Origin of the sequence: Streptomyces sp. NPDC014764, from assembly GCF_043082785.1 — a bacterium.
GTDB classification, from domain to species: domain Bacteria; phylum Actinomycetota; class Actinomycetes; order Streptomycetales; family Streptomycetaceae; genus Streptomyces; species Streptomyces althioticus.
This window is the reverse complement of record NZ_JBIBXY010000004.1, coordinates 454825-478329: the sequence shown is the minus strand read 5'-3', so window position 1 is coordinate 478329 and position 23505 is coordinate 454825. Positions and strand designations below refer to the sequence as shown.

General features: G+C 70.3%; 26 protein-coding genes and 1 riboswitch. Of the genes, 13 read left to right on the top strand and 13 right to left on the bottom strand.

The window, feature by feature from the left end; translation table 11 throughout:
- Positions 1-196 precede the first annotated feature (196 nt).
- Positions 197-1993, bottom strand: coding sequence for a phosphomethylpyrimidine synthase ThiC (gene thiC, locus ACF1AG_RS14065; protein WP_391809791.1), 1797 nt, complete (start codon positions 1991-1993; stop codon positions 197-199).
- A riboswitch (TPP riboswitch) is annotated at positions 1986-2175 on the bottom strand. Its footprint overlaps the gene before it by 8 nt.
- Positions 2176-2247: 72 nt before the next feature.
- Between thiC and ACF1AG_RS14060 the strand changes: the two genes are divergently transcribed.
- Positions 2248-3819, top strand: coding sequence for a YibE/F family protein (locus ACF1AG_RS14060; RefSeq protein WP_391809790.1), 1572 nt, complete (start codon positions 2248-2250; stop codon positions 3817-3819).
- 76 nt (positions 3820-3895) lie between these two features.
- Here ACF1AG_RS14060 and ACF1AG_RS14055 read toward each other — a convergent pair whose 3' ends face one another.
- The 4 genes from ACF1AG_RS14055 to ACF1AG_RS14040 all read right to left on the bottom strand — a co-directional run bounded on the left by ACF1AG_RS14055 (position 3896) and on the right by ACF1AG_RS14040 (position 6128).
- Positions 3896-4330 (bottom strand): SsgA family sporulation/cell division regulator, encoded by a 435-nt coding sequence (locus tag ACF1AG_RS14055; protein ID WP_391809789.1) that lies wholly within the window; start codon positions 4328-4330, stop codon positions 3896-3898.
- Positions 4331-4427: 97 nt separating this feature from the next.
- The gene (locus tag ACF1AG_RS14050; RefSeq protein WP_387796064.1) at positions 4428-5258 is read right to left on the bottom strand and encodes an IclR family transcriptional regulator; all 831 of its coding nucleotides are present in this window, start codon (positions 5256-5258) and stop codon (positions 4428-4430) included.
- Between the two features lie 195 nt (positions 5259-5453).
- Positions 5454-5663 (bottom strand): DUF5326 family protein, encoded by a 210-nt coding sequence (locus ACF1AG_RS14045; RefSeq protein ID WP_019525342.1) that lies wholly within the window; start codon positions 5661-5663, stop codon positions 5454-5456.
- Positions 5664-5810: 147 nt separating this feature from the next.
- Positions 5811-6128 (bottom strand): cupin domain-containing protein, encoded by a 318-nt coding sequence (locus tag ACF1AG_RS14040; RefSeq protein ID WP_359600661.1) that lies wholly within the window; start codon positions 6126-6128, stop codon positions 5811-5813.
- Positions 6129-6185: 57 nt separating this feature from the next.
- Between ACF1AG_RS14040 and ACF1AG_RS14035 the strand changes: the two genes are divergently transcribed.
- From ACF1AG_RS14035 to ACF1AG_RS14010, 6 genes are all read left to right on the top strand, one after another.
- The gene (locus ACF1AG_RS14035) at positions 6186-6563 is read left to right on the top strand and encodes a phage holin family protein (RefSeq protein ID WP_048457241.1); all 378 of its coding nucleotides are present in this window, start codon (positions 6186-6188) and stop codon (positions 6561-6563) included.
- A gap of 5 nt (positions 6564-6568) precedes the next feature.
- On the top strand, positions 6569-7060 hold the full coding sequence (locus ACF1AG_RS14030; protein WP_391809788.1) for a low molecular weight protein-tyrosine-phosphatase: 492 nt from the start codon (positions 6569-6571) through the stop codon (positions 7058-7060).
- The gene (locus tag ACF1AG_RS14025; RefSeq protein WP_359600663.1) at positions 7057-8205 is read left to right on the top strand and encodes a cystathionine gamma-lyase; all 1149 of its coding nucleotides are present in this window, start codon (positions 7057-7059) and stop codon (positions 8203-8205) included. Before ACF1AG_RS14030 ends, ACF1AG_RS14025 begins: the two co-directional genes overlap by 4 nt.
- Before the next feature lie 214 nt (positions 8206-8419).
- Entirely contained in the window at positions 8420-9325 is a 906-nt protein-coding gene (locus ACF1AG_RS14020) for a LysR family transcriptional regulator (RefSeq protein WP_359600664.1), read from the top strand.
- 89 nt (positions 9326-9414) lie between these two features.
- Complete coding sequence (locus ACF1AG_RS14015; protein ID WP_033273279.1) at positions 9415-9897, top strand: NUDIX domain-containing protein; 483 nt, start codon at positions 9415-9417, stop codon at positions 9895-9897.
- An 88-nt stretch (positions 9898-9985) separates the two neighbouring features.
- Entirely contained in the window at positions 9986-10849 is an 864-nt protein-coding gene (locus ACF1AG_RS14010) for a GNAT family N-acetyltransferase (protein WP_391809787.1), read from the top strand.
- 132 nt (positions 10850-10981) lie between these two features.
- Here ACF1AG_RS14010 and ACF1AG_RS14005 read toward each other — a convergent pair whose 3' ends face one another.
- Both ACF1AG_RS14005 and ACF1AG_RS14000 read right to left on the bottom strand, forming a co-directional pair.
- Positions 10982-11404 carry a heme-binding protein gene (locus ACF1AG_RS14005; protein WP_391809786.1) on the bottom strand — a complete coding sequence of 141 codons (423 nt, stop codon included), beginning with the start codon at positions 11402-11404 and terminating at the stop codon, positions 10982-10984.
- A 104-nt stretch (positions 11405-11508) separates the two neighbouring features.
- Complete coding sequence (locus ACF1AG_RS14000) at positions 11509-12717, bottom strand: MFS transporter (protein WP_391809785.1); 1209 nt, start codon at positions 12715-12717, stop codon at positions 11509-11511.
- 141 nt (positions 12718-12858) lie between these two features.
- Here ACF1AG_RS14000 and ACF1AG_RS13995 point away from each other — a divergent pair, with 141 nt between their 5' ends.
- Together ACF1AG_RS13995 and ACF1AG_RS13990 are read left to right on the top strand one after the other, a co-directional pair.
- Positions 12859-13323 (top strand): MarR family winged helix-turn-helix transcriptional regulator, encoded by a 465-nt coding sequence (locus tag ACF1AG_RS13995; protein WP_391809784.1) that lies wholly within the window; start codon positions 12859-12861, stop codon positions 13321-13323.
- 9 nt (positions 13324-13332) lie between these two features.
- Entirely contained in the window at positions 13333-13785 is a 453-nt protein-coding gene (locus tag ACF1AG_RS13990) for a GNAT family N-acetyltransferase (protein WP_391809783.1), read from the top strand.
- 60 nt (positions 13786-13845) lie between these two features.
- On the opposite strand, the gene ACF1AG_RS13985 is transcribed toward ACF1AG_RS13990, so the two are convergent.
- Together ACF1AG_RS13985 and dnaB are read right to left on the bottom strand one after the other, a co-directional pair.
- Positions 13846-15231: a serine hydrolase domain-containing protein gene (locus ACF1AG_RS13985; protein ID WP_391809782.1), complete on the bottom strand. Its 1386-nt coding sequence runs from the start codon at positions 15229-15231 to the stop codon at positions 13846-13848.
- Positions 15232-15287: 56 nt separating this feature from the next.
- Positions 15288-16766: a replicative DNA helicase gene (gene dnaB / locus ACF1AG_RS13980; RefSeq protein WP_026243900.1), complete on the bottom strand. Its 1479-nt coding sequence runs from the start codon at positions 16764-16766 to the stop codon at positions 15288-15290.
- Positions 16767-17226: 460 nt separating this feature from the next.
- Between dnaB and ACF1AG_RS13975 the strand changes: the two genes are divergently transcribed.
- Positions 17227-18564 (top strand): MATE family efflux transporter, encoded by a 1338-nt coding sequence (locus tag ACF1AG_RS13975; RefSeq protein WP_391809781.1) that lies wholly within the window; start codon positions 17227-17229, stop codon positions 18562-18564.
- 143 nt (positions 18565-18707) lie between these two features.
- Here the strand turns inward: ACF1AG_RS13975 and rplI are convergent, their stop codons facing one another.
- The 4 genes from rplI to rpsF form a co-directional block, all read right to left on the bottom strand.
- Positions 18708-19154, bottom strand: a complete 447-nt coding sequence (gene rplI / locus ACF1AG_RS13970) for a 50S ribosomal protein L9 (RefSeq protein ID WP_048457230.1) — start codon at positions 19152-19154, stop codon at positions 18708-18710.
- A gap of 18 nt (positions 19155-19172) precedes the next feature.
- A complete protein-coding gene (rpsR, locus tag ACF1AG_RS13965; RefSeq protein WP_003949403.1) occupies positions 19173-19409 on the bottom strand; it encodes a 30S ribosomal protein S18 in 237 nt (78 codons plus the stop codon).
- A gap of 42 nt (positions 19410-19451) precedes the next feature.
- Positions 19452-20045: a single-stranded DNA-binding protein gene (locus tag ACF1AG_RS13960; protein WP_359600672.1), complete on the bottom strand. Its 594-nt coding sequence runs from the start codon at positions 20043-20045 to the stop codon at positions 19452-19454.
- Positions 20046-20119: 74 nt separating this feature from the next.
- Positions 20120-20410: a 30S ribosomal protein S6 gene (rpsF, locus tag ACF1AG_RS13955; RefSeq protein WP_004985983.1), complete on the bottom strand. Its 291-nt coding sequence runs from the start codon at positions 20408-20410 to the stop codon at positions 20120-20122.
- A 314-nt stretch (positions 20411-20724) separates the two neighbouring features.
- On the opposite strand from rpsF, the gene ACF1AG_RS13950 reads away from it, so the two are divergent.
- The 3 genes from ACF1AG_RS13950 to ACF1AG_RS13940 all read left to right on the top strand — a co-directional run bounded on the left by ACF1AG_RS13950 (position 20725) and on the right by ACF1AG_RS13940 (position 23463).
- Positions 20725-21039, top strand: coding sequence for a hypothetical protein (locus ACF1AG_RS13950; protein ID WP_359600674.1), 315 nt, complete (start codon positions 20725-20727; stop codon positions 21037-21039).
- A 169-nt stretch (positions 21040-21208) separates the two neighbouring features.
- Positions 21209-22330, top strand: a complete 1122-nt coding sequence (gene femX, locus ACF1AG_RS13945) for a peptidoglycan bridge formation glycyltransferase FemX (RefSeq protein ID WP_359600675.1) — start codon at positions 21209-21211, stop codon at positions 22328-22330.
- A 101-nt stretch (positions 22331-22431) separates the two neighbouring features.
- Positions 22432-23463: an alanine racemase gene (locus tag ACF1AG_RS13940; RefSeq protein ID WP_391809780.1), complete on the top strand. Its 1032-nt coding sequence runs from the start codon at positions 22432-22434 to the stop codon at positions 23461-23463.
- The last annotated feature ends 42 nt before the right edge of the window (positions 23464-23505 follow it).

Below are 23505 nucleotides of genomic sequence, written 5' to 3'. Positions count from 1 at the left end.
GCAACCTGCGACGGTGCCCCGTTCCGCCTTCGTGCAGTTCCGTCTCGAAGCGCAGTCTCGCCTCGGGTCCGGGAACTCCAAGTCTGCGGGGCTCGCCCACGATCATGTCTCTCACCCGCACGACCGTAAGACGACACCGCCCCGCCGTCGGGGACCGGGTGGCCACGCTCAGCGGCGGAGCCACCCGGTCACGCGCTCAGTCCGCGATCGGCAGATACACCCGGTTTCCCGCCTCCGCGAACTCGCGGGACTTCTGGGCCATGCCCTCCTCGATCTCCGTGCGGCTGCCGCCGTGCTCACGGCGAATGTCCTGGGAGATCTTCATCGAGCAGAACTTCGGCCCGCACATGGAGCAGAAGTGGGCCGTCTTCGCCGGCTCCGCCGGGAGGGTCTCGTCGTGGAACTCACGGGCCGTGTCCGGGTCGAGGGCCAGGTTGAACTGGTCCTCCCACCGGAACTCGAAGCGCGCGTCGGACAGCGCGTCGTCCCACTCCTGCGCGCCCGGATGCCCCTTGGCGAGGTCGGCCGCATGGGCCGCGATCTTGTAGGTGATCACGCCGGTCTTCACGTCGTCCCGGTTGGGCAGCCCCAGGTGCTCCTTGGGCGTGACGTAGCAGAGCATGGCCGTGCCCCACCAGGCGATCATCGCGGCGCCGATGCCCGAGGTGATGTGGTCGTACGCGGGCGCGACGTCCGTCGTGAGCGGACCGAGCGTGTAGAACGGCGCCTCCTCGCAGATCTCCTGCTGGAGGTCGATGTTCTCCTTGATCTTGTGCATCGGGACATGTCCCGGGCCCTCGATCATGGTCTGCACGTCGTGCCGCTTCGCGATCCGGTTCAGTTCGCCCAGCGTGCGCAGCTCCGCGAACTGCGCCTCGTCGTTGGCGTCCGCGATGGACCCCGGCCGCAGACCGTCGCCGAGCGAGTACGTCACGTCGTACGCGGCGAGGATCTCGCACAGCTCCTCGAAGTGCTCGTACAGGAACGACTCCTTGTGGTGCGCCAGACACCACGCCGCCATGATCGACCCGCCGCGCGAGACGATGCCCGTCTTGCGGTTGGCGGTGAGCGGCACGTACGCGAGCCGGACGCCGGCGTGGACCGTCATGTAGTCCACGCCCTGCTCGGCCTGCTCGATGACCGTGTCCTTGTAGATCTCCCAGGTCAGCTCCTCGGCCTTGCCGTCGACCTTCTCCAGCGCCTGGTAGAGCGGCACGGTGCCGATGGGGACGGGGGAGTTGCGCAGCACCCACTCGCGGGTGGTGTGGATGTTGCGGCCGGTGGAGAGGTCCATGACCGTGTCGGCACCCCAGCGGGTCGCCCAGGTCATCTTCTCCACCTCCTCCTCGATGGAGGACGTGACAGCCGAGTTGCCGATGTTGGCGTTGACCTTCACCAGGAACCGCTTGCCGATGATCATCGGCTCGATCTCCGGGTGGTTGACGTTGGCGGGCAGCACCGCGCGGCCCGCCGCGATCTCCTCGCGGACCACCTCGGGGGAGACGTTCTCCCGGATCGCCACGAACTCCATCTCGGGCGTGATCTCACCCCGGCGCGCGTACGCCAGCTGCGTGACGGCCTTCCCTTCGCGGCCCCGGCGCGGCAGCCGCGGCCGGCCGGGGAAGACCGCGTCGAGGTTGCGCAGTCCCCCGCGCGGCGAGGTGTGCTTGATCCCGTCGTCCTCGGGACGGACGGGACGGCCCGCGTACTCCTCGGTGTCGCCGCGGGCGACGATCCAGTTCTCGCGCAGCGGGGCCAGTCCCCGGCGGACGTCGGTGTCGACGAGTGGATCGGTGTACGGGCCCGATGTGTCGTACAGGGTGACCGACTGCCCGTTGGTGAGGTGCACCTGACGGACCGGCACCCGCAGGTCGGGGCGGCTGCCCTCGACGTACGCCTTGTGCCAGCCGATGGACTTCCCGGCCTCCGCGGCCTCCGACGTCTCCGTCGGGTTCTGCGTGGAGGCAGACGTGCGTGCGTCCTTGTTGGTCATGAGACCTACTCCCTACGCCGGCATTACCCGGTAACAGGTTCGGCGGTCGACGCAGCGGTTTCCGTCTGGGGACGTCCCGTGTGAAACATCACCCGCTGTCGGTGATGTTTCACGTGGAACATCGCTGGGACGGAGGTCAGCGCCCTCTCAGCCCGGTGCTCCGAGCTCCCGCGTGTACAAAAGGTGCCTCCACGCTAGCGTCATTTCTGGCGCGCTGAACAGAGGGCCCCCCTCCTTCTTGCGATGATCGGTCGGTGACCTCGAACTCTCCGCCTCCGTACCCGCCGTCCGAGCCACCGCACGGTGCCGACGCCCAGCCCGGGCACGGCCCCGGGCAGTGGCACGGGCACGGTCCCGGGCAGGGACGCACGGGATCGCACGAACACACCGGTTCGCACCGGCGCTCGGCCACGCCAGGGACGCCGGGTGATCCCCCGCCCGCCACGAGCGGGCACGACCACGGCCAGGGTCATGCTCCGGTCCACAGTTACGGGCACAGCCACAGTCACGGCCCGGCCGCCCCCGTGTCCCGCCATCTCCGCAAGGTCATCGCCGCGGTTCTCATCCCGTTCACCGCGGCGGTCCTCGTCGGCCTGGCCGTGCTGTGGCCGGGTGGCGCCCCCGCCCACGAACGCACGGGCGTCGGCTTCGACCGCCAGACGCAGCAGGCCACGGTCACCGAGGTGGTCGCGGTGGACTGCGCCGCCGCGAACCCGTCTGCCGGCGTCCCGACCGGTGACACCTCCACCGCCGAGGGCTCCTCGGCCCAGCAGCAGGCGAACGGCACCTGCAAGAAGGCGACTATCCGGGTCGACACCGGCGAGGACAAGGGCCGGACGTTCACCGAGATCGTGCAGCCGGACCAGTCACGGCAGTTGAGCGAGGGCCAGGGGGTCGTCGTCGCCTACGAGCCCTCGGCGCCGGAGGACCTCCAGTACTCGGTCGCCGACGTGAACCGCCGCTTCCCGCTGGCGCTGCTGGCCGGTGTCTTCGCGCTCGCCGTGGTGGCCGTGGGCCGGCTGCGGGGCCTCATGGCGCTGGTCGCGCTGGCGGTCAGCTTCCTGGTGCTCAACTTCTTCATCCTGCCGGCGATCCTTCAGGGCTCGAACCCGCTGGTCGTGGCGGTGGTGGGAGCGAGCCTGATCATGCTGCTCGCGCTGTACCTCTGTCACGGGCTGTCGGCCCGCACGTCGGTGGCGGTGCTCGGCACCCTGGTCTCGTTGCTGTTGATCGGCGTCCTGGGATCGGTGTTCATCGGCTGGTCGGCCCTCACCGGCAACACCGACGACAACACCGGCCTGATCCACGGCCTCTATCCCGGCATCGACATGAGCGGCCTGCTGCTCGCGGGCGTCATCATCGGCTCGCTCGGCGTCCTGGACGACGTGACGGTCACCCAGACGTCCGCCGTGTGGGAACTGCACGAGGCCAACCCGGCGATGGGCCGCCGCGCGCTGTACCGCGCGGGCATCCGCATCGGCCGCGACCACATCGCGTCCGTGGTCAACACCCTCGTCCTCGCCTATGCGGGCGCGGCACTGCCGCTCCTGCTGTTGTTCTCCGTGGCGCAGAGCAGTGTGGGGACGGTCGCCAACAGCGAACTGGTCGCGGAGGAGATCGTGCGCACGCTGATCGGTTCGATCGGCCTGGTGGCCTCGGTACCGGTGACCACGGCCCTGGCCGCGCTGGTCGTGTCGGCGGACCGCCCGGCGGACCGCGCCCCGGTACCCGGGCAGACGGCGACGCACGACCAGGCCGTCGGCCGTGCGCCCGAACCCCGGCCCGCCATGGCGCGCGGCGGACGCGGCCGCCGCCGCAAACGCTGACCCTCCCGCCCACGGGCGGAGGGCCGGGGGCGGGCCGAAGCGTTACGCCACCGGCCCACCCGGTCGGCTCAACGCGTCAGCCGGCGCTCTGCTCCGCGAGGATGCGGTCGAGCGCGTCGTCGAGGTGGGCGTCGAAGTCGGCGAGCGCCCCTTCCTGCCCCAGCGGCACCAGCTTGTCGGTGCGGTCGAGGAAGGCCACGAGCGGTGCGGTCGACGATCGGAACAGTGCCTGGTCGCTGCCGACCTGAAGCCGGATCAGCACCTCGCCCAGGGTGTCGGGGTCGACCGGCGCGACCCGCACATCGCCCTCACCGCAGGGCCTGCCCACGCCGTCGACCAGCAGCTCCCTGCCGAACGCCCACGTCACCGGGGCGTCTCCGGGCAGATGGAAGGTCAGCCGCACCGCGAAGGGATCGCAGGTGTCATAACGGAGCTCCACCGGAATGCGGAAGGAAAGCTCTTCCGACACGAGAAAGCTCATCATGACCTCTGCCTGTACGGATTCGCGCATCGCCTACCCCGTCATTCGCCGCGGACTGGCCGGGCCTGGACCCTGACACTAAGGGAATCTTGCTGAACGTACACAGCAGATCACAAGGAGTGAGTTTTCAGATACTGATAGACAGCGCCAGCGAGCCCAGCAGGCAGCGCATTTCGGCCTGGAGCCGCTGGATCGTCGGGAGGAGACGGTCGGCCTGGTGCACGGGCAGCGAGACGGCCACGGAGGCCGCCGTGGCGCCCACCCTGAGAGGAATCGCGGCGCACACCGTCCCCAGCGCGTATTCCTGACGCTCGATCACCGGGTCGGTCTCGAGGGCGCGTTCCAGGCGACGCAGCAGGCTCGCGGCGTCGCGCACCGTGTACGGGGTGACCGGGCGCACCGGGTAGCGGTCGAGGTGGTCGCGCCGGGCCGCGTCGTCCAGCTGCGCGAGCAGACACTGGCCGAGGGCGTGGGCGTGGGCGGTCTCCCGGAAGTCGGCCCACTCCTCGACGGCCGGGTTGGCCGGGGTGTCGGCGACGCCGATCAGACCGATCTCGCCGTCGCGGTAGACCGCGTAGTAGACGGGAACGCCCACCGCGTCCCGCCAGCGGGCGAGGGTGTCGGTCACCGTGCTGCGACGTTTCTGCTGGGCTCCGCTGCTGCTGAGCCGCTCGGTGGCCTCCCCGAGGAAGAACAGGCCGCGGTCGCGCCGCAGATAGCCCTCGTGCACCAGGGTGCGCAGCAGGTGGTAGGCCGTGGGGAGCGCCAGTCCGGTCTCCCGGGCGAGCTGCTTGGCGGGGGCGCCGTGCTCGTGCGCGGCGACGGTCTCCAGCAGGCGCATGGCGCGCTGGACCGAGCCGATGAGGGTCGCGCCGGGAGCCGACGTGTGCGGCGCCGGCGAACGGGGCTGCGGGGGGACCGCGGTCCGTGGGGCGGGGGCGGTGCCAGTCGTGGCCAAGGGTCACTCCCGTAACGCGAGGGGGCAGCCCGTGCGGGGAACACGGGTGGTGGGGTCGCCGCTCGCGGGGACCGGCCCCGCGTCGAGTTCCGGACTCTAACCGTCCGTCACCGCACGCAGGAGGCCCTGCGCGGAAACTTCCCCCACCCGAGGGAACCGGCGTATCCCGTTACCGCCCCGCCGGTTCCCGCCGGCTCACCAGTCGCGCGACGAGGAGCTCGCCGTGAACTTGCGCACCACGTAGATCAGTCCGCCGACCAGGGCGACGAAGACCAGCGCCTTGAAGAGCAGGCCGATGACGAAACCGACCACGCTCGCTATCAGGCCGCCGAACACCACCAGGGCGATGACCGGCACCGCGATCCACTTCACCCACCACGGCAGTCCCGTGAAGATCTCTCGCATGGCCTCGTCCTTACCTCTCCGCCCGCTGCCTGCCGGGTCGTGTCGATGATGTCCGCTCTCGATGCTAGGGCGGCCGGCGGCCGGACGGGGGCCTCGGATCCCTTGTCCTCCCCTGACCCGTCCCCTAGGGAACCCCGAGGCCCTGCCTCAGCTCTCCGGCGGAGAGAAGACCACCAGGACCCGCAGGTCCTCGCTGATGTGGTGGAACTTGTGCGGCGCCCCGGCCGGCACGTAGACGACGCTGCCGCGCGCGACCTCGGTGGTCTCCGTGCCGACGGTGATCGAGGCGCGGCCGCTGACCACGAAGTACACCTCGTCCTGGCTGTGCGGCTGCTGCGGGTCCTGGGCGCCCGCGTCCAGGGCGTAGAGACCGACCGACATGTTCCGTTCCCGCAGGAACTGCAGGTACGCCCCGTCGTTCGCGGCGCGTTCCGCTTCGAGTTCGTCCAGCCTGAATGCTTTCACGGGTCCCGCCCCTGCCCTCACTGCCCGATCACGATGCTGTCTGCCACGATCAGACACATGAAGAATTTCCTAGTCAAGACGATCGCCAACGCGGGAGCACTCGCCGTCGCGGTCTGGCTCCTCGACAAGATCACCCTGACCGGTGACAGCACCGGCAAGGAGATAGGCACGCTGCTCCTGGTCGCACTGATCTTCGGCGTGGTGAACTTCCTGGTCAAGCCGGTGGTCAAGCTGCTGAGCCTGCCGCTGCTCATCCTGACCCTGGGCCTGTTCACCCTGGTGGTGAACGCCCTGATGCTGCTGCTCACCTCCTGGCTCGCCGACCAGCTCGACCTCAGCTTCCACGTGGAGGGCTTCTGGACGGCCGTCCTGGGCGGTCTGATCGTCTCCGTGGTCTCCTGGGCCCTGAACGTGATCCTGCCCGACGGGGACTGACCACCATGACCTACCGCGTCTGCTTCGTGTGCACCGGCAACATCTGCCGCTCTCCGATGGCCGAGTTCGTCTTCCGCGCCCGCGTGGCGGAGGCCGGTCTCGAGGAACTGGTCGAGGCCGACAGCGCCGGTACCGGCGGCTGGCACGAGGGCGAGGGCGCGGACCCCCGCACCGTCGCCGTGCTGCGGGAGAACGGCTACCACGCCGAGCACACGGCCCGGCAGTTCGACCTGTCCTGGTTCGGCCGGCTCGATCTGGTCGTCGCCCTGGACGCCGGCCACCTCAGGGCGCTGCGCCGCCTCGCCCCCACGGAGCGGGACGCGGAGAAGGTCCGGCTGCTGCGGTCGTACGACCCGGCGGCCGGCGACGACCTCGACGTGCCCGACCCTTATTACGGGGGCCCCGAAGGTTTCGACGCGTGTCTTGAGATGGTGGAGGCGGCGAGCCACGGACTGCTCGCCGCGGTACGTGAGCAGGTGGAAGGACGGGCGGCATGAACGACGCGACCAGGGGCACGGGCGGACCGGGCGACGGCACCCGTGCGGTGCGGGCCGGACTTCCCGAGCCGGTGAAGCACGAGCCGACCCTGCCAGGGCCGGTGTTCGCGGCCCACTTCCACCTGCCGGGTGACCCGACCGGCCCGTACACCTACGGCCGGGACGAGAACCCGACGTGGACCCTGCTGGAGCGGGCCGTGGGCGAGCTGGAGGCCCCGGGGCGGGACGACGTCGAGACGCTCGTGTTCGCCTCGGGCATGGCCGCCATCTCCGCGGTGCTGTTCTCGCAGCTGCGCGCGGGGGACGCGGTCGTCCTGCCCGACGACGGCTACCAGGCGCTGCCGCTGGCGCGCGCCCAGCTGGAGGCGTACGGCATCGAGGTGCGCACCGCGCCGACCGGCGGCGACGCCCAGCTGGAGGTACTGGACGGCGCGAAGCTGCTGTGGATCGAGACGCCTTCGAACCCCGGACTCGACGTGTGCGACGTGCGGCGGCTTGCCGACGCGGCCCACGCCCAGGGGGCTCTGGTCGCCGTCGACAACACCCTGGCGACGCCGCTGGGCCAGCGTCCGCTGGAGCTCGGCGCGGACTTCGCGGTGGCCAGCGGCACCAAGCAGCTGACCGGCCACGGCGACGTGCTCCTCGGGTACGTCACCGGCCGCGACGCCGAGGCGATGGCCGCGGTGCGGCGCTGGCGCAAGATCATCGGCGCCATTCCGGGGCCGATGGAGGCGTGGCTCGCGCACCGGTCGATCGCCACGCTCCAGCTGCGGGTGGAGCGGCAGAACGCGACGGCGCTACGGCTCGCCGAGGCGCTGCGGGAGCGGCCGGAGGTCACGGGCTTGCGGTACCCGGGGCTGCCGGACGATCCGTCGCACAAGATCGCGTCGCAGCAGATGCGCCGCTACGGGTGCGTGGTGTCCTTCACTCTGCCGTCCCGCGAGCGGGCGGACCGCTTCCTCGAGGCGCTGCGGCTCGTGGACGACGCGACGAGCTTCGGCGGCGTGCGGTCCACGGCGGAGCGGCGCGGCCGCTGGGGCGGGGACGCGGTTCCGGAGGGCTTCGTCCGCTTCTCCGTCGGCGCCGAGGACCCAGAGGACCTGATCGCGGACGTGCTTCGGGCGCTGGACGTGACCGCGGGCTGACCGGCGGACATCCGACTCACGGCACCCTCTGCGGACGGTCCGAGCCTCCCCCCTCGTGGCTCGGACCGTCCTCGGTTCTGCGCGCGAAGAACCGCGCGACTCAGGCTAGTTGACTCACTGTCAGTGTCCAATCACAGTAGCGACAGCGACCTATCGACAAATTTATAGTTGGTCCCGCCGGTCTGCGGCGGGCCGGCGAGGGAGGGGGCGTGCCGTGGATCTGGCCTTGCTGCGGACCTTCGTGACCGTGCACCGGGCCGGCTCCTTCACGCGCGCGGCGGCCCTGCTGGGCCTCTCGCAGCCGGCGGTCACCTCACAGATCAGGACTCTGGAGCGGCAGGTCGGACGGCCTCTGTTCCTGCGGCAGGCGCGCGGGGTGACGCCGACGACGATCGGCGACGAGCTCGCCCACAAGGCGGCGCCGCACCTGGACGCGCTGGTGGAGATAGCCGAGTCCGGGCTGGAGGAGGACTCCTCCTTACGCACCCTGCATCTGGCCGGACCACCCGAGTTCACCGCCGAGCGGGCGCTGCCCGCGCTCACGGAGCTGACGGGCGAGGACGGCCACGGCTTCGCGCTCCGCGCCTCCTTCGGCACCGCCGACGAGGTCCTCGAAGGGCTCGCCGCCGGCCACCACGACCTGGCCATCAGCACCGTCCGCCCGCGCGGCGCGCTGCTCTCGGCGACGGCGCTCTGCGACGAGGAGCACGTCCTGGTCTCCGCGCCCGGCTGGGCCGAGCGGATCGGCATGGCGACGCTCCGCCTGCGCGGCCCGGCCGCCCTCGAGCGGGTCCCGGTCGTGGAGGTGCACGAGTCGCTGCCCTTCGTCGCCCGCTACTGGGCCTCCGTGTTCGACTCGCGTCCGGTCTGTCCCGGCACGGTGATCGTCCCGGACCTTCGTGCGGTGCTGGCGTGCGCCACGGCGGGGGCCGGCCTCGCCGTGCTGCCGCGCTACCTCTGCGCGGGCGCACTGGAGCGCGGCGACGTGCTGGCACTGTACGAGCCCACGGTGCCTCCGCTGCGCACCTACTTCCTGGCCGTCCGCACCGGCACGCTGGCGATGCCGCACATAGCACGGGCCCACGAATGGCTGGAGCGGGCGGCCGCCGACTGGTGCTGACGGGGGCGTCGGCGACACGGTGTCCCGGCGGCCGGAGCAAGGGTGGCCGGCGATGTTTCACGTGGAACCAGCTGGGCCACATTTCCCCCATGACCGTCCGACCCGTGGTCAAGCGCACCGCCCGAGCCGTTCTGCTGGACGGCGATCACCTGATCCTGATCAAGCGCACCAAACCCGGTGTGGACCCGTACTGGGTCACCCCCGGCGGCGGGGTCGAGCCGGAGGACGCGACCGTCGTCCATGCCCTGCACCGTGAGGTGTACGAGGAGCTCGGCGCCAAGATCACCGATGTGGTGCCGTGCTTCGTGGACACCGTGGAGCACATCGGCGAGGACGAGGGCTCCACCGGCGTGAAGGTCCAGCACTTCTTCGTCTGCCGCCTGGAGTCCATGGACCCGTCCCTGCGGCACGGTCCGGAGGTCGAGGAACCCGCCGGAGAGTACGAGATCGTGCGCGTGCCGTTCACCCGGGTCGGCATCGCCTCCGTGCACCTCGTCCCGCTGTCCCTGCGCCACTATCTCGACGGCAACATCGAGGGGGTGCGTGCCCTGCACGCCTCCGACCTGGGCTGATCCCGGCCTCACCGGGATGGCCAAAAGCACGTACGCATCTGCGGAAACAGGTGGACGCCGAAGGCTCCGGTCGGACAGCCTGACCTGCGTGCCGACACCTTCTCTCGACGCCCTGCCCATCCGTCGTCTGACGCTCCGCGATCTCACCGCCTGCGCCGACCTGTCCGAGGACCGGGGGTGGCCCCGGGAGGAGCACAAGTGGGGACTTCTGCTCGCGGCCGGCCGCGGCCAGGGCGTCGACGCCCCCGACGGCGGTCTGGCGGCCGCCTGCGTCGTCACCGAGTACGGGCCCCGGGAGCAGCCCTCCCTGGCGGCCGTGGGCATGGTGCTCGTCGCGGAGCGCCACTCCCGTCAGGGCCTCGGGCGCCGGCTGATGCGTCATGTCCTCGAGGAGGCGGGCACCACTCCCCTCACCCTGCACGCCACGCCTCTCGGACGGCCGCTGTACGAGGAGCTCGGTTTCAAGGTAACCGGGCAGGCCGAGATGGTGCGCGGGCACTTCGTCCCGTCCGGCCGGACGGACGTCCCGACCCGCACGGCCACCGCCGAGGATCTCCCCGCCATCCTGCGGCTGGACGAAGAGGTCTTCGGCATGGACCGGACCCACATCGTGACCCGCCTGCCCGCCTTCGCGGACCAGCTGCGGGTGGCCGAGGAGGACGGACGGATCATCGGCTACACCGCCGCATGGCCCAACATGGACACTCATGTCGTGGGCCCGCTGATCGCTCGGGACACCGCGACGGCCCAGGCGCTCATCGCCTCCCTGGCCGCCCACACCAACCGGCCGCTGCGCACCGACATCGACGTCCGCCACCGCGAGCTGCTCGACTGGGTGAAGGAGCACGGACTCACGCCGGTCGCGTTCAACGCCGTCATGACGCACGGGATCACGGAACTCCCCGGGGACTGGAGCCGGCGGTTCGCCCCGGTGACGGTGGCGGCCGCCTGACCGCAGGCAGACGGCGACGCCGGTCCCGCGTGCTGTGCGGGAGCGGCGTCGCCGTGTGGTGCGCCGTACGCACCTGCTGTGCGTTGCACCCGGCCGTCCTGTGCGTCGTCCGGGGCGTGGCGCCGTCCGTCGTCAGGCGAGGAACTCCACGGCGGCGGTGGCGAAGCCGTGGTCCTGCTCCGGGGCGCCGCCGCCGACGCCGACGGCGCCGATCAGCCGGCCGTCACGCCGTACGGGCACGCCGCCGGCGATGAAGAGCAGCGGCCGGTCGAGGGCGGTGGGCAGGGTATGGAAGAGGCCGCCGGGCTGCACGACGTCCACCAGGTCGGCGGTGGGCGAGTTCAGCTGCAGCGCGGTGTAGGCCTTGCGCGTGCTGGTCTCGCCGGAGATCAGCACGGCCCGGTCGTCCCGGCGGAAGGCGAGCAGGTGCCCGCCCGCGTCGAGGACCGTCACGCTGACGGTGACACCGGCCCTCTCGGCGGCCTCGACCGCTGCGGCGACGAGGGCTTCGGCGTCCGCGGTGGTCAGCGGGGCAACGGCGGTGGTGGTGGTCATGAGGTGGTTCTCCTTGGGGTGGGTGTGGTGTCCGTCGTGACGGACGGGAGGGGGATCGGTGGGCGCGAGGGCGGCCCTGGCCCCGCGCCCGGAGGCGCCGCGGTTCAGTGCGTGGCGACGGTCGGCCGCTCCACGGCGACCGTGCCCGCGGCCGGTGTGCCGGCCGCCCGCTCGCGGCGCTCGAGGCCCGCCGACAGGACGGCGAGCGCCAGGGCGGCCGCGGCGAGGAAGGCGCCGACCCAGTTGGGGGCGGTGTAGCCGAGCCCGGCGGCGATCACGAGGCCACCCAGCCAGGCGGACAGCGCGTTGCCAAGGTTGAAGGCGCCGATGTTGAGCGCCGAGGCCAGGGTGGGCGCGCCGTGCGCATGATCCAGGACCCGCTTCTGCAACGGGGGGACCGTGGCGAAGCCGAGCGCGCCGACGAGGGCGATGGTGACGGCCGCGGCGATCTTGTTGTGGGCGGTCAGGGTGAACAGTGCCAGGACGACGGCGAGCGCGCCGAGGGACACGTACAGCATCGGCATCAGGGCGCGGTCGGCGTACTTGCCGCCGACGAGGTTGCCGCCGACCATGCCGAGGCCGAACAGCACCAGCAGCCAGGTGACGGAGCCGTCGGCGAAGCCCGCAACGTGCGTCATCATCGGCGCGATGTAGGTGATCGCGGCGAAGACGCCGCCGAAGCCGAGCACGGTCATCGCCATGGCGAGCAGGACCTGCACGTTCTTCAGGGCGGCCAGCTCGTGGCGCAGCCGCACGCCTTCGGGCTTCGGCATGTCGGGCACCAGCTTGGCGACTCCGAGCAGGCCGACCACGCCGAGCGCGGCGACGATGCCGAAGGTGACGCGCCAGCCGAGGGACTGGCCGACCAGGGTGCCCAGCGGCACGCCGACGACGTTGGCGACGGTGAGACCGGTGAACATCAGGGAGATCGCGCCGGCCCGCTTGTCGGGGGCGACCAGGTCGGCGGCCACGACGGAACCGATGCCGAAGAAGGCACCGTGGGCCAGGGACGCGACCACCCGTCCGGTCAGCATGAGGCCGAAACTCGGGGCCAGCGCCGAGAGCAGGTTCCCGACGACGAAGAGGCCCATCAGCAGCATCAGCATGCGCTTCCGGGAGATCTTGGTGCCGAGCACGGTCATCAGGGGGGCGCCGATCATGACACCCAGGGCGTACCCGGTCACCAGGTAGCCGGCGGTGGGGATGGAGACACCGAAGTCGCCCGCGACCTCGGGCAGCAAGCCCATGATCACGAATTCGGTGGTGCCGATCCCGAAGGCCCCGATCGCGAGGGCCAGAAGCGCGAGAGGCATGGGGAACAGACCTTCCGGAGATTGCAGGAGCGCTTAACGAGACTCGACAATAGTTGCATACGCGGGATATTTGCAAGCGCGGGATATTGCGGGTGTGGTCTACCCTTGGTGTCAGACGCTGTTGGACGGAGGAATCACCCCATGACAGCCACGGATCCCGCCCTCACCGCCCTCGCCCAAAGTTGGTGCGCTCTCTCGCTGCTGCACGGGAGGATCGAGGCCCACACCGAGCGCGCCCTCCAGGCCCGGCACGATCTGAGCGTGCGGGAGTACTCCCTGCTCGACGTGTTGAGCCGGCAGCACACGGGTGAGGGTGGCCATCTGCAGATGAAGCAGGTCGCCGACGCGGTCGTGCTCAGCCAGAGCGCCACCACCCGGCTCGTCACCCGACTCGAGGACCGAGGCCTGCTGGAGAGGTACCTCTGCCCCACCGACCGGCGCGGCATCTACACCGACGTCACCGAGGCCGGCCTCAAGCTGCTGGAGGAGGCGCGGCCCACCAACGACACCGCGCTGCGCGAGGCGCTCGACGAGGCGGCGAAGAACCCCGATCTGGCCCCGTTGGTCCGCGCCGTGGAGACACTCAAGGCGCCGGTGCCCGCATAAGGTGCGGGCATGGGAGATCTTGAGATACGGTCCGCGACCACCGATGACGTCCCGGCGATCGTCGCCATGCTGGCGGACGACCCACTGGGCGCGCAGCGCGAGTCCCCGGACGATCTGGCGCCCTACCTGACCGCGATGGAACGGCTGCGTGCCGACCCGAATCAGCACCTCGTCGTCGCCGTCCGGGGAAAGCAGGTCGTCGGGACGCTCCAGCTCACGATCATTCCGGGACTGTCCCGGCGCGGCGCCACGCGCTCGGTCGTCGAGGCCGTACGCATCCACGCGGACGAACGCGGCGGCGGCCTGGGCACCCGGATGATCGAGTGGGCGATCGACACCTCCCGCCGCGAGGGCTGCCAGCTGGTCCAGCTGACGACGGACAACAGCCGCACCGACGCCCACCGCTTCTACGAGCGGCTCGGCTTCACGCCGTCGCACGTGGGCTTCAAGCTGGCGTTGTAAGGGGAGCGGCTGTGTTTCACGTGAAACACAGCCGCTCGCGTACCTCAGGTGCCCGTGGGCCTACGAAAGACCCCGCCACCCCTCCGCGTCCACGCCACCGGGCACTGGAGCACCCTCCTCGTACGGCTGCCGGGTGAACACGAACGAGCCGAGGTCGAGGTGGCTGACCCTGCCGTCCGCGCGCCGCACTGGCCTCAGCACCTCCCCGGCGTAGTAGCCCTCGAGCCCCACCCAGCCGCCATCACCGTCCGGACGGAAACGTGAACGCCGCCCCTTCCCGGAGAGCGGCTCCAGCGCGAGCATCCCGTCGGCCGACAGCCGCAGCCCGAGGGCGTACGTCCCCCAGTACCACTGGCCCACCAGGTCCAGCACGGCGGAATCGGCCTTCCGGAGCGGCCTCCAGGGCGCGGGGATGCGCGGTTCCGTCTCGGCGACGATCCGCACCAGGTCCGCAGCGACGGTGAACGGCGCGGGCCCGGAGGTGCAGTTGGCGAGGACCACCGCGCTGACGTCGTCCGCGATGCCCATCGTCAGGCAGGCCAGGAACCCAGGGAGGGAGCCGGTGTGCCCGACGAGCGCCCTGCCGTGCTGATGGCGCAGCTCCAGCCCTAGGCCGTAGGCGTAACCGTCGGCCACGTCCGCCGCCTCGGCCGGCGCCGTCGGCGTCCTCATCTCCCGCACCGACTCGGCGCTCAGCACCCGCTCGTCCCCCGCGGCCAGGAAGGCCGCGAAGCGTGTCAGATCGCCGGCGGTGGACCACAACTGCCCCGCGGGAGCCATCAAGCCCAGGTTCTCCAACGGCTCGGGCTGCATCACGTCGGCCCACGGATGCACGGCCCAGCCGCCCGCGTGCGGCGCCACGGGCCCCACGGTGGTGCGGTGGAGCCGCAGAGGTTCGAGCACCTCGCGCCGCAGGACATCCGCCCACGGCGCCCCGCGCAGCTTCTCGACCAGCGCCCCGAGGAGCGCGTAGCCAGGGTTCGAGTAGTGGAAGCGCCGCCCCACCGGATGCACCAAGGGACGCTCGCCCAGCACATCCGCCAGCCCGGGGCGCAGGGAGCCGGGGGTCCGCTCCCACCAGGGGCCGGGCGTCTCGGCGGCGAGTCCGGCGCGGTGCGCGAGCAGGTCGACGACGGTCACCTCGCCCACGCCGGTACCGGGCAGGTGCTTCTCCAGCGGGTCGGCGAGGTCGAGCAGACCCTCGTCCCTCAGCCGCAGCACCAGGACGGCGGTGAAGGTCTTGGTGATCGAGCCGATCCGGTACTGGACGTCGCCGTCCGGGACCTCCCCCTCCACCGAGGTCCGGGCCCCGCTCCACACGGTCCTCCCGTCCCGCACGACGGCCGCGACGAGCGACGGGGCCCGCCCTTCCCGCTGCGCGACGGCGATCCGGTGCAGCAGCGCCCGCCGGGTACCGGCCAGCAGTTCTTCCTGAGGTGACGTCATGCCACCTAGTTGACCAGGCGGGTCGGGCCGACACGCCCGGGGTGTGACGTGGCGCCTCAGGTCTGCGCCATGTCCACGAACCGGGAGTAGTGGCCCTGGAAGGCGACCGTGATGGTGGCCGTCGGGCCGTTACGGTGCTTGGCGACGATCAGGTCGGCCTCGCCGGCGCGCGGGGACTCCTTCTCGTACGCGTCCTCGCGGTGCAGCAGGATGACCATGTCGGCGTCCTGCTCGATGGAGCCCGACTCACGCAGGTCGGAGACCATCGGCTTCTTGTCCGTGCGCTGCTCGGGACCACGGTTCAGCTGGGACAGCGCGATGACCGGGATCTCCAGCTCCTTGGCGAGCAGCTTGAGGTTACGGGACATGTCCGAGACCTCCTGCTGCCGGCTCTCGGCCCGCTTCGAGCCACCCGACTGCATCAGCTGGAGGTAGTCGATCACCACGAGCTTCAGGTCGTTGCGCTGCTTCAGCCGCCGGCACTTGGCGCGGATCTCCATCATCGACAGGTTCGGCGAGTCGTCGATGTAGAGCGGTGCGGCCGAGACGTCCGGCATCCGCCGGGCCAGGCGGGTCCAGTCCTCGTCGGTCATCGTGCCGGAACGCATGTGGTGCAGGGCGACGCGGGCCTCCGCGGACAGCAGACGCATCGCGATCTCGTTGCGGCCCATCTCGAGCGAGAAGATGACGCTGGGCAGGTTGTTCTTGATGGAGGCGGCGCGGGCGAAGTCCAGCGCGAGCGTCGACTTGCCCATCGCGGGACGCGCGGCGATGACGATCATCTGACCGGGGTGCAGTCCGTTGGTCAGCGAGTCGAAGTCGGTGAAGCCGGTGGGCACACCCGTCATCTCGCCGCTGCGCGACCCGATCGCCTCGATCTCGTCGAGGGCGCCTTCCATGATGTCGCCGAGCGGCAGGTAGTCCTCGCTGGTGCGCTGCTCGGTGACGGCGTAGATCTCCGCCTGGGCGCGGTTGACGATCTCGTCGACGTCGTCGTCGGCCGCGTATCCCATCTGGGTGATGCGGGTGCCCGCCTCGACCAGTCGGCGCAGCACCGCCCGCTCGTGCACGATCTCCGCGTAGTACGCGGCGTTGGCCGCCGTGGGCACCGTCTGCACGAGGGTGTGCAGGTACGACGCCCCGCCCACCTTGTTGATCTCGCCGCGCTTGGTCAGCTCGGCGGCGATGGTGATCGGGTCGGCCGGCTCGCCCTTGGCATAGACGTCGAGGATGGCGGTGTAGATCGTCTCGTGGGCCGGCTTGTAGAAGTCGTGGCCCTTGAGGATCTCGACGACGTCGGCGATGGCGTCCTTGGACAGCAGCATGCCGCCCAGCACGGACTGCTCCGCCTCCAGATCCTGCGGCGGGACCCGCTCGAAGGCGGAGCCTCCGCCGTCCCACACGCCCCGGTCCGGGCCGCGGTCGTGCTGCTCGTCGCGTCCTCTGCCGTGGTCGCCCGTACGGCGGGAGGCGGGCAGACGATCACTGGGACCGCTGTCGGCCCACGGGTCGTCCAAGGGCTCGGAAATGCTCACCGAGCCACCTCCTCCCGTCCGCCGGAGCGGATCTCGCCATGCCTCTCAGTTCTACGGCACGACACTGACAAATAAGGGGCCCAACTCCGCTTGTCGGACGCCGGTTTTGTGACGATTACAGAACCGGTGGACGGAGCAGGTGCCGGACCACCGTAGGCCCGTCGGCACCGTCAGCCAATCTGGTTATCCACAGGCCGTGTGGACGACGAGCCCAGAGCTGTGGAGAACTCCGCGAAACCTGTGCACGAGCCGGTGGACAGCGCTGTGAACAAGGCGGTGACCACCTTGTGAAGAAGCCCCTGACCTGGCGATTTGCCGTCCACGGGCTGTGCAGAAGAAAAACTTTCCCGCGGGGATCACAATCCGTTCGACAGGTGTACGCAACCCCACACCCAGAGCCACAAAGTAAGGGTCTCAAACTGCTGGCATCTCTTACCTGTGGATGATTAGATTGGTGCACATGACACAGGCCCCCGCACGCCCCAAGGCCGCCCGCCGCCGGCATGACCGAGAGATCGTCATGCTGGCCGTCCCGGCCTTCGGTGCCCTCGTCGCCGAGCCCCTGTTCGTGATGGCGGACAGCGCCATCGTCGGCCATCTCGGCACGGCACAGCTCGCGGGACTCGGCGTCGCGTCGGCCCTCCTGGTGACCTCGGTGAGCATCTTCGTCTTCCTCGCCTACGCCACCACGGCTGCCGTCGCCCGGCGGGTGGGCGCCGGTGACCTCCCCGCCGCCATCCGTCAGGGCATGGACGGCATCTGGCTGGCACTGCTGCTCGGCGCCGCCGTCGTGGCCGTCGTCCTCCCGACGGCGCCCGCACTCGTGGACCTCTTCGGCGCCTCCGAGACCGCCGCCCCGTACGCCGTCACGTACCTGCGGATCTCGACGCTCGGCATCCCGGCCATGCTGATCGTGCTCGCGGCGACCGGAGTGCTCCGCGGACTTCAGGACACCCGAACCCCGCTCTACGTGGCGGTCGCCGGCTTCGTCGCCAACGGCATCCTCAACGTCGTCCTGGTCTACGGCGCCGGTCTTGGCATCGCCGGGTCCGCGTGGGGCACCGTGATCGCGCAGTGCGGGATGGCCGCGGTCTATCTGGCGGTAGTGCTGCGCGGTGCTCGCAAGCACGGGGCCTCCCTGCGACCCGACGCCGCCGGTATCCGGGCGTCGGCCCAGGCGGGTGCACCGCTTCTGGTGAGGACGCTCTCGCTGCGGGCGATCCTCATGATCGCGACGGCGGTGGCGGCCCGGCTGGGCGACTCCGACATCGCGGCCCATCAGATCATCCTCTCCCTGTGGAGCCTGCTCGCCTTTGCCCTCGACGCAATCGCCATCGCGGGACAGGCCATCATCGGGCGCTATCTCGGAGCCGGTGACGCACAGGGAGCACGGGACGCGTGTCGCCGCATGGTCGAGTGGGGCGTGGCCGTCGGTGTCGTCCTGGGCATTCTGGTCGTACTGGCACGGCCGGTGTTCCTGCCGCTGTTCACCAGCGACTCCGCCGTGAAGGACGCGGCGCTGCCTGCCCTGGTCATCGTGGCGCTGTCCCAGCCGATCTGCGGCATCGTCTTCGTGCTGGACGGTGTGCTGATGGGCGCGGGCGACGGGCCGTACCTGGCCTGGGCCATGCTCGTGACCCTCGTCGTCTTCACCCCGGCCGCCCTGCTGGTGCCCGTCCTCGGAGGAGGACTCACCGCACTGTGGGCCACGATGACGCTGATGATGGCCGTGCGGATGCTGACGTTGTGGCTGCGTTCCCGCTCCGGCCGCTGGATCGTGACGGGCGCGGCGCGCTGACCGTTTCACGTGGAACACCGCGCATGTGAAGTCCCGCGCTCGTGCCGATTGCATGTGGGCGAGCGTCCTTGGGAGAGACAGCGCTGGGGGCCGCACCCTGACGGATACGGCCCCCAGGCTCACTGCTTCAGCGAGCGCTGCCCTCAGGCGGCGACGACCTCGATGTTGACCGTGGCGGCAACCTCGGGGTGCAGACGCACCGACGTCTCGTGGGCGCCCAGCGTCTTGATCGGCGAACCGAGCTCGATGCGGCGCTTGTCGACCTCGGGGCCACCGGAAGCCTTGATCGCCGAAGCGATGTCGGCCGGAGTGACGGAGCCGAAGAGACGGCCTGCGTCGCCGGAGCGGACGGCCAGGCGGACCTTGACGCCCTCGAGCTGGGCCTTCACCTGGTTGGCCTGCTCGATGGTGTGGATCTCGTGGATCTTGCGAGCACGACGGATCTGCTCGACGTCCTTCTCGCCACCCTTGGTCCAGCGGATAGCGAGCTTCCGCGGGATCAGGTAGTTGCGAGCGTAGCCGTCCTTGACGTCGACGACGTCGCCCGCGGCACCGAGGCCGGAGACCTCGTGGGTAAGGATGATCTTCATGAGTGGGTCACCCTTCCCTTATCGCGCGGTGGAGGTGTAGGGCAGCAGCGCCATCTCACGGCTGTTCTTCACGGCCGTGGCGACGTCACGCTGGTGCTGCGTGCAGTTGCCGGTCACGCGGCGGGCACGGATCTTGCCGCGGTCGGAAATGAACTTCCGCAGCATGTTCGTGTCCTTGTAGTCCACGTACGTGACCTTGTCCTTGCAGAAAGCGCAGACCTTCTTCTTCGGCTTGCGCACAGGCGGCTTCGCCATGGTGATTCTCCTGTGTGATCAAGAAGTGTGGTACGGCCCGCCCTAGAAGGGGGGCTCGTCCGAGTAGCCGCCGCCGCTGCCGCCGGAGCCACCGCCCCAGCCGCCGCCACCGCCACCGCCCTGCTGGCCACCGGCGGGAGCACCGGTCGCCCACGGGTCGTCGGCAGGAGCGCCGCCGCCCTGCTGGCCGCCGCCGGGGCCGCCGCCCCAGCCGCCGCCCTGCTGGCCGCCGCCGCCGCCACCGCCGCCGTAGCCACCCTGGCCGCCGCGGCCGGTGGTCTTGGTGACCTTGGCCGTGGCGTTGCGCAGGCTGGCGCCGACTTCCTCGACGTCCAGCTCGTAGACCGTGCGCTTGACGCCCTCACGGTCCTCGTAGGACCGCTGCTTCAGCCGGCCCTGCACGATGACGCGCATGCCTCGCTGGAGCGACTCGGCGACGTTCTCCGCCGCCTGACGCCAGACGGAGCAGGTCAGGAACAGGCTCTCGCCGTCCTTCCACTCGTTCGTCTGGCGGTCGAAGGTGCGGGGGGTCGACGCGACACGGAACTTCGCGACGGCCGCACCGGACGGGGTGAAGCGCAGCTCGGGGTCGTCGACAAGATTGCCGACGACCGTGATGACGGTCTCGCCTGCCATGGGGGAACCTCTCGGCGGGTTTGCTGCTGGCTGCTTGTGCTGCTACTCGGATCCCGGGATCAGCTGAGCGGAGCTCAGTGGGTCTCGGGACGGAGGACCTTGGTCCGGAGGACCGACTCGTTCAGGTTCATCTGGCGGTCGAGCTCCTTGACGACCGCAGGCTCGGCCTGCAGGTCGATGACCGAGTAGATGCCCTCGGGCTTCTTCTTGATCTCGTACGAGAGACGACGACGGCCCCAGGTGTCGACCTTCTCGACCTTTCCGCCGCCGTCACGGACGACAGAGAGGAAGTTCTCGATCAGCGGGGAGACAGCGCGCTCCTCGAGATCGGGGTCGAGGATGACCATCACCTCGTAGTGACGCATGTGGAACCCACCTCCTTTGGACTCAGCGGCCACGGTCGTTCCGTGGCAGGAGGGTCGTGATGCGTTGCGCAACGTTGCCTGTCAGTAGAACAGCCGCCACTGACAACGGGGTCGGGCGGCGGGTTTCCGGGCCGGACGGAGCGGCCGTGGCCCTCTCCTGTTCCCGCCTGGCTCTGTCCGGACAGACACCGGTGCAGACGCTACAGAGTACCCGCACAGCGGCTTCCGGTTGAAATCCGGCCGTGAGGACCGTCAATCTGGACACATCGGGTGTGTACGGCGCTACGATGCGCCGCCCTTCGCAGGAGGTGCCCATGGCACAGGCAATGCGACCCAACACCGCCGGCGGACTCTTCGCCAGCGACGGCAAGCCCCATCCGCTCCAGGACACCCTGCTCGCGGTGACCCTGGTGCTGGGGCTCACCGCCTTCATCTCGGCGCAGTTCCATCACCTGCACCTGCTCAGCTCCTGGACCGGCCTGATCGGCATCCTCACCGGTGCGTACGGCCAGTGGATCTCCGTCACGACGCGCGAGCGTTTCGGACTGATCCTGGGCCTCGGCCTGGCGGCGGTCGGCTTCTTCCTGGGCATGGCGCACGGCGGACTATTCGGCGGAGTCGTCGACTGACGTCGCCACCACCCACCCCTTCCACACATCGTCGGACGCCCCGGCCGCCCGCCGGCCGGGGCGAAGGTCCTGTGCGCCCAGACGGGCCGCACCCGGGGCGCAGTAGGCTTCGCGCGAGAGCCGGAGCCCCTGAACCCATGGGGACACACCAGCCCGAGGAGCGCCCCGAATGAGCCTGACCCTGAGGACCATCAGTCGCGAGCAGCATCTGGCGTACATCCAGAGCCTGCCGTCGGCGAGCCACATGCAGGTCCCGGCCTGGGCAGACGTGAAGGCGGAGTGGCGCGCGGAGAACCTCGGCTGGTTCGACGACCGCACCGGCGAGATGGTCGGCGCGGGTCTGGTGCTCTACCGGCAGCTCCCCAAGATCAAGCGTTACCTCGCCTACCTGCCCGAGGGCCCGGTCATCAACTGGTTCGCGCCGAACCTGCAGGACTGGATCGAGCCGATGCTCGCCCATCTGAAGCAGCAGGGCGCCTTCTCCGTGAAGATGGGCCCGCCGGTGATCATCCGCCGCTGGGAGGCTCCGACCATCAAGCGGGGCATCCAGGACCAGGACGTCAAGCGCCTGCGTGACCTGGAGGCCGACTTCATCGAGCCCCGCGCCTTCGAGGTGGCGGACAAGCTGCGCCGCATGGGCTGGCAGCAGGGCGAGGACGGCGGCGCCGGCTTCGGCGACGTCCAGCCGCGCTACGTCTACCAGGTGCCGCTGGCGAACCGCTCGCTCGAAGAGGTCCACAAGAACTTCAACCAGCTGTGGCGCCGCAACATCAAGAAGGCCGAGAAGGCCGGCGTCGAGGTCGTCCAGGGCGGCTACGAGGACTTGGCCGAGTGGCAGCGGCTGTACGAGATCACCGCCGTGCGTGACCACTTCCGGCCGCGCCCGCTGTCGTACTTCCAGCGGATGTGGACGGCCCTCAACACCGAGGACCCCAACCGCATGCGCCTGTACTTCGCGCGGCACAACGGCGTGAACCTGTCCGCGGCCACCATGCTGATCGTCGGCGGGCACGTCTGGTACTCCTACGGCGCCTCCGACAACATCGGCCGTGAGGTCCGCCCCTCGAACGCGATGCAGTGGCGGATGCTGCGCGACGCCTATGCGCTCGGCGCCACCGTCTACGACCTCCGCGGCATCTCCGACTCGCTGGACGAGACCGACCACCTCTTCGGCCTGATCCAGTTCAAGGTCGGCACCGGCGGGCAGGCGGCCGAGTACCTCGGCGAGTGGGACTTCCCGCTCAACAAGCTGCTCCACAAGGCGCTCGACATGTACATGTCCCGCCGCTGACCCGCGCTTCGGCGCGGTATCCGTCTTCGTAGCCCGACGGGCTTCGTCGCCTCCCATACCTTTGTTACACCGCAGCCACGAGAAAGGTTCCAGGTCCGGCCATGGCGCTCACGCTCTACGTCGACACCGCGCGCTGGCGGGCGCATCACAAGCACGTGCAGGAGCAGTTCCCGGGGCTCGTCCCCGTCTGCAAGGGCAACGGCTACGGCTTCGGCCACGAGCGTCTCGCCGAGGAGGCCACACGGCTGGGCACGGACGTCCTGGCCGTCGGCACGACGTACGAGGCCGCGCGGATCAAGGACTGGTTCGGCGGTGACCTGCTGGTGCTGACGCCCTACCGGCGGGGCGAGGAGCCGGTGCCGCTGCCCGACCGGGTCATCCGCTCGGTGTCGTCGGTCGACGGCGTGTACGGCCTGGTCGGCGCCCGCGTCGTCATCGAGGTGATGTCCTCGATGAAGCGGCACGGCATCAGCGAGCAGGACCTGCCCCAGTTGCACGCCGCGATAGAGAACGTCCGGCTGGAGGGCTTCGCCATCCACCTCCCGCTGGACCGCACCGACGGCTCGGACGCCGTCGAGGAGGTCATCGGCTGGATGGACCGGCTGCGCGCGGCCCGTCTGCCGCTGCACACGATGTTCGTCAGCCACCTCAAGGCAGACGAGTTGGCCCGCCTCCAGCAGCAGTTCCCGCAGACCCGTTTCCGCGCCCGGATCGGCACCCGGCTCTGGCTGGGGGACCACGAGGCCACCGAGTACCGTGGCGCGGTCCTGGACGTCACCCGGGTCGCCAAGGGGGACCGGTTCGGCTACCGGCAGCAGAAGGCCGCCTCGGACGGTTACCTGGTGGTCGTGGCGGGTGGAACGTCCCACGGGGTGGGTCTGGAGTCCCCCAAGGCCCTGCACGGCGTCATGCCGCGCGCCAAGGGTGTCGCCCGGGCGGGCCTCGCGACCGTAAACCGGAACCTTTCGCCGTTCGTGTGGGCCGGCAAGCAGCGCTGGTTCGCCGAGCCGCCGCACATGCAGGTGTCCATCCTGTTCGTGCCGGCCGACGCCCCCGAGCCCCAGGTCGGCGAGGAGCTGGTGGCCCATCTGCGGCACACCACGACGCAGTTCGACCGGCTCGTCGACTGCTGAGACGACACCGGGACCCATCGCGAAGGGGCCGTGCACGGACGT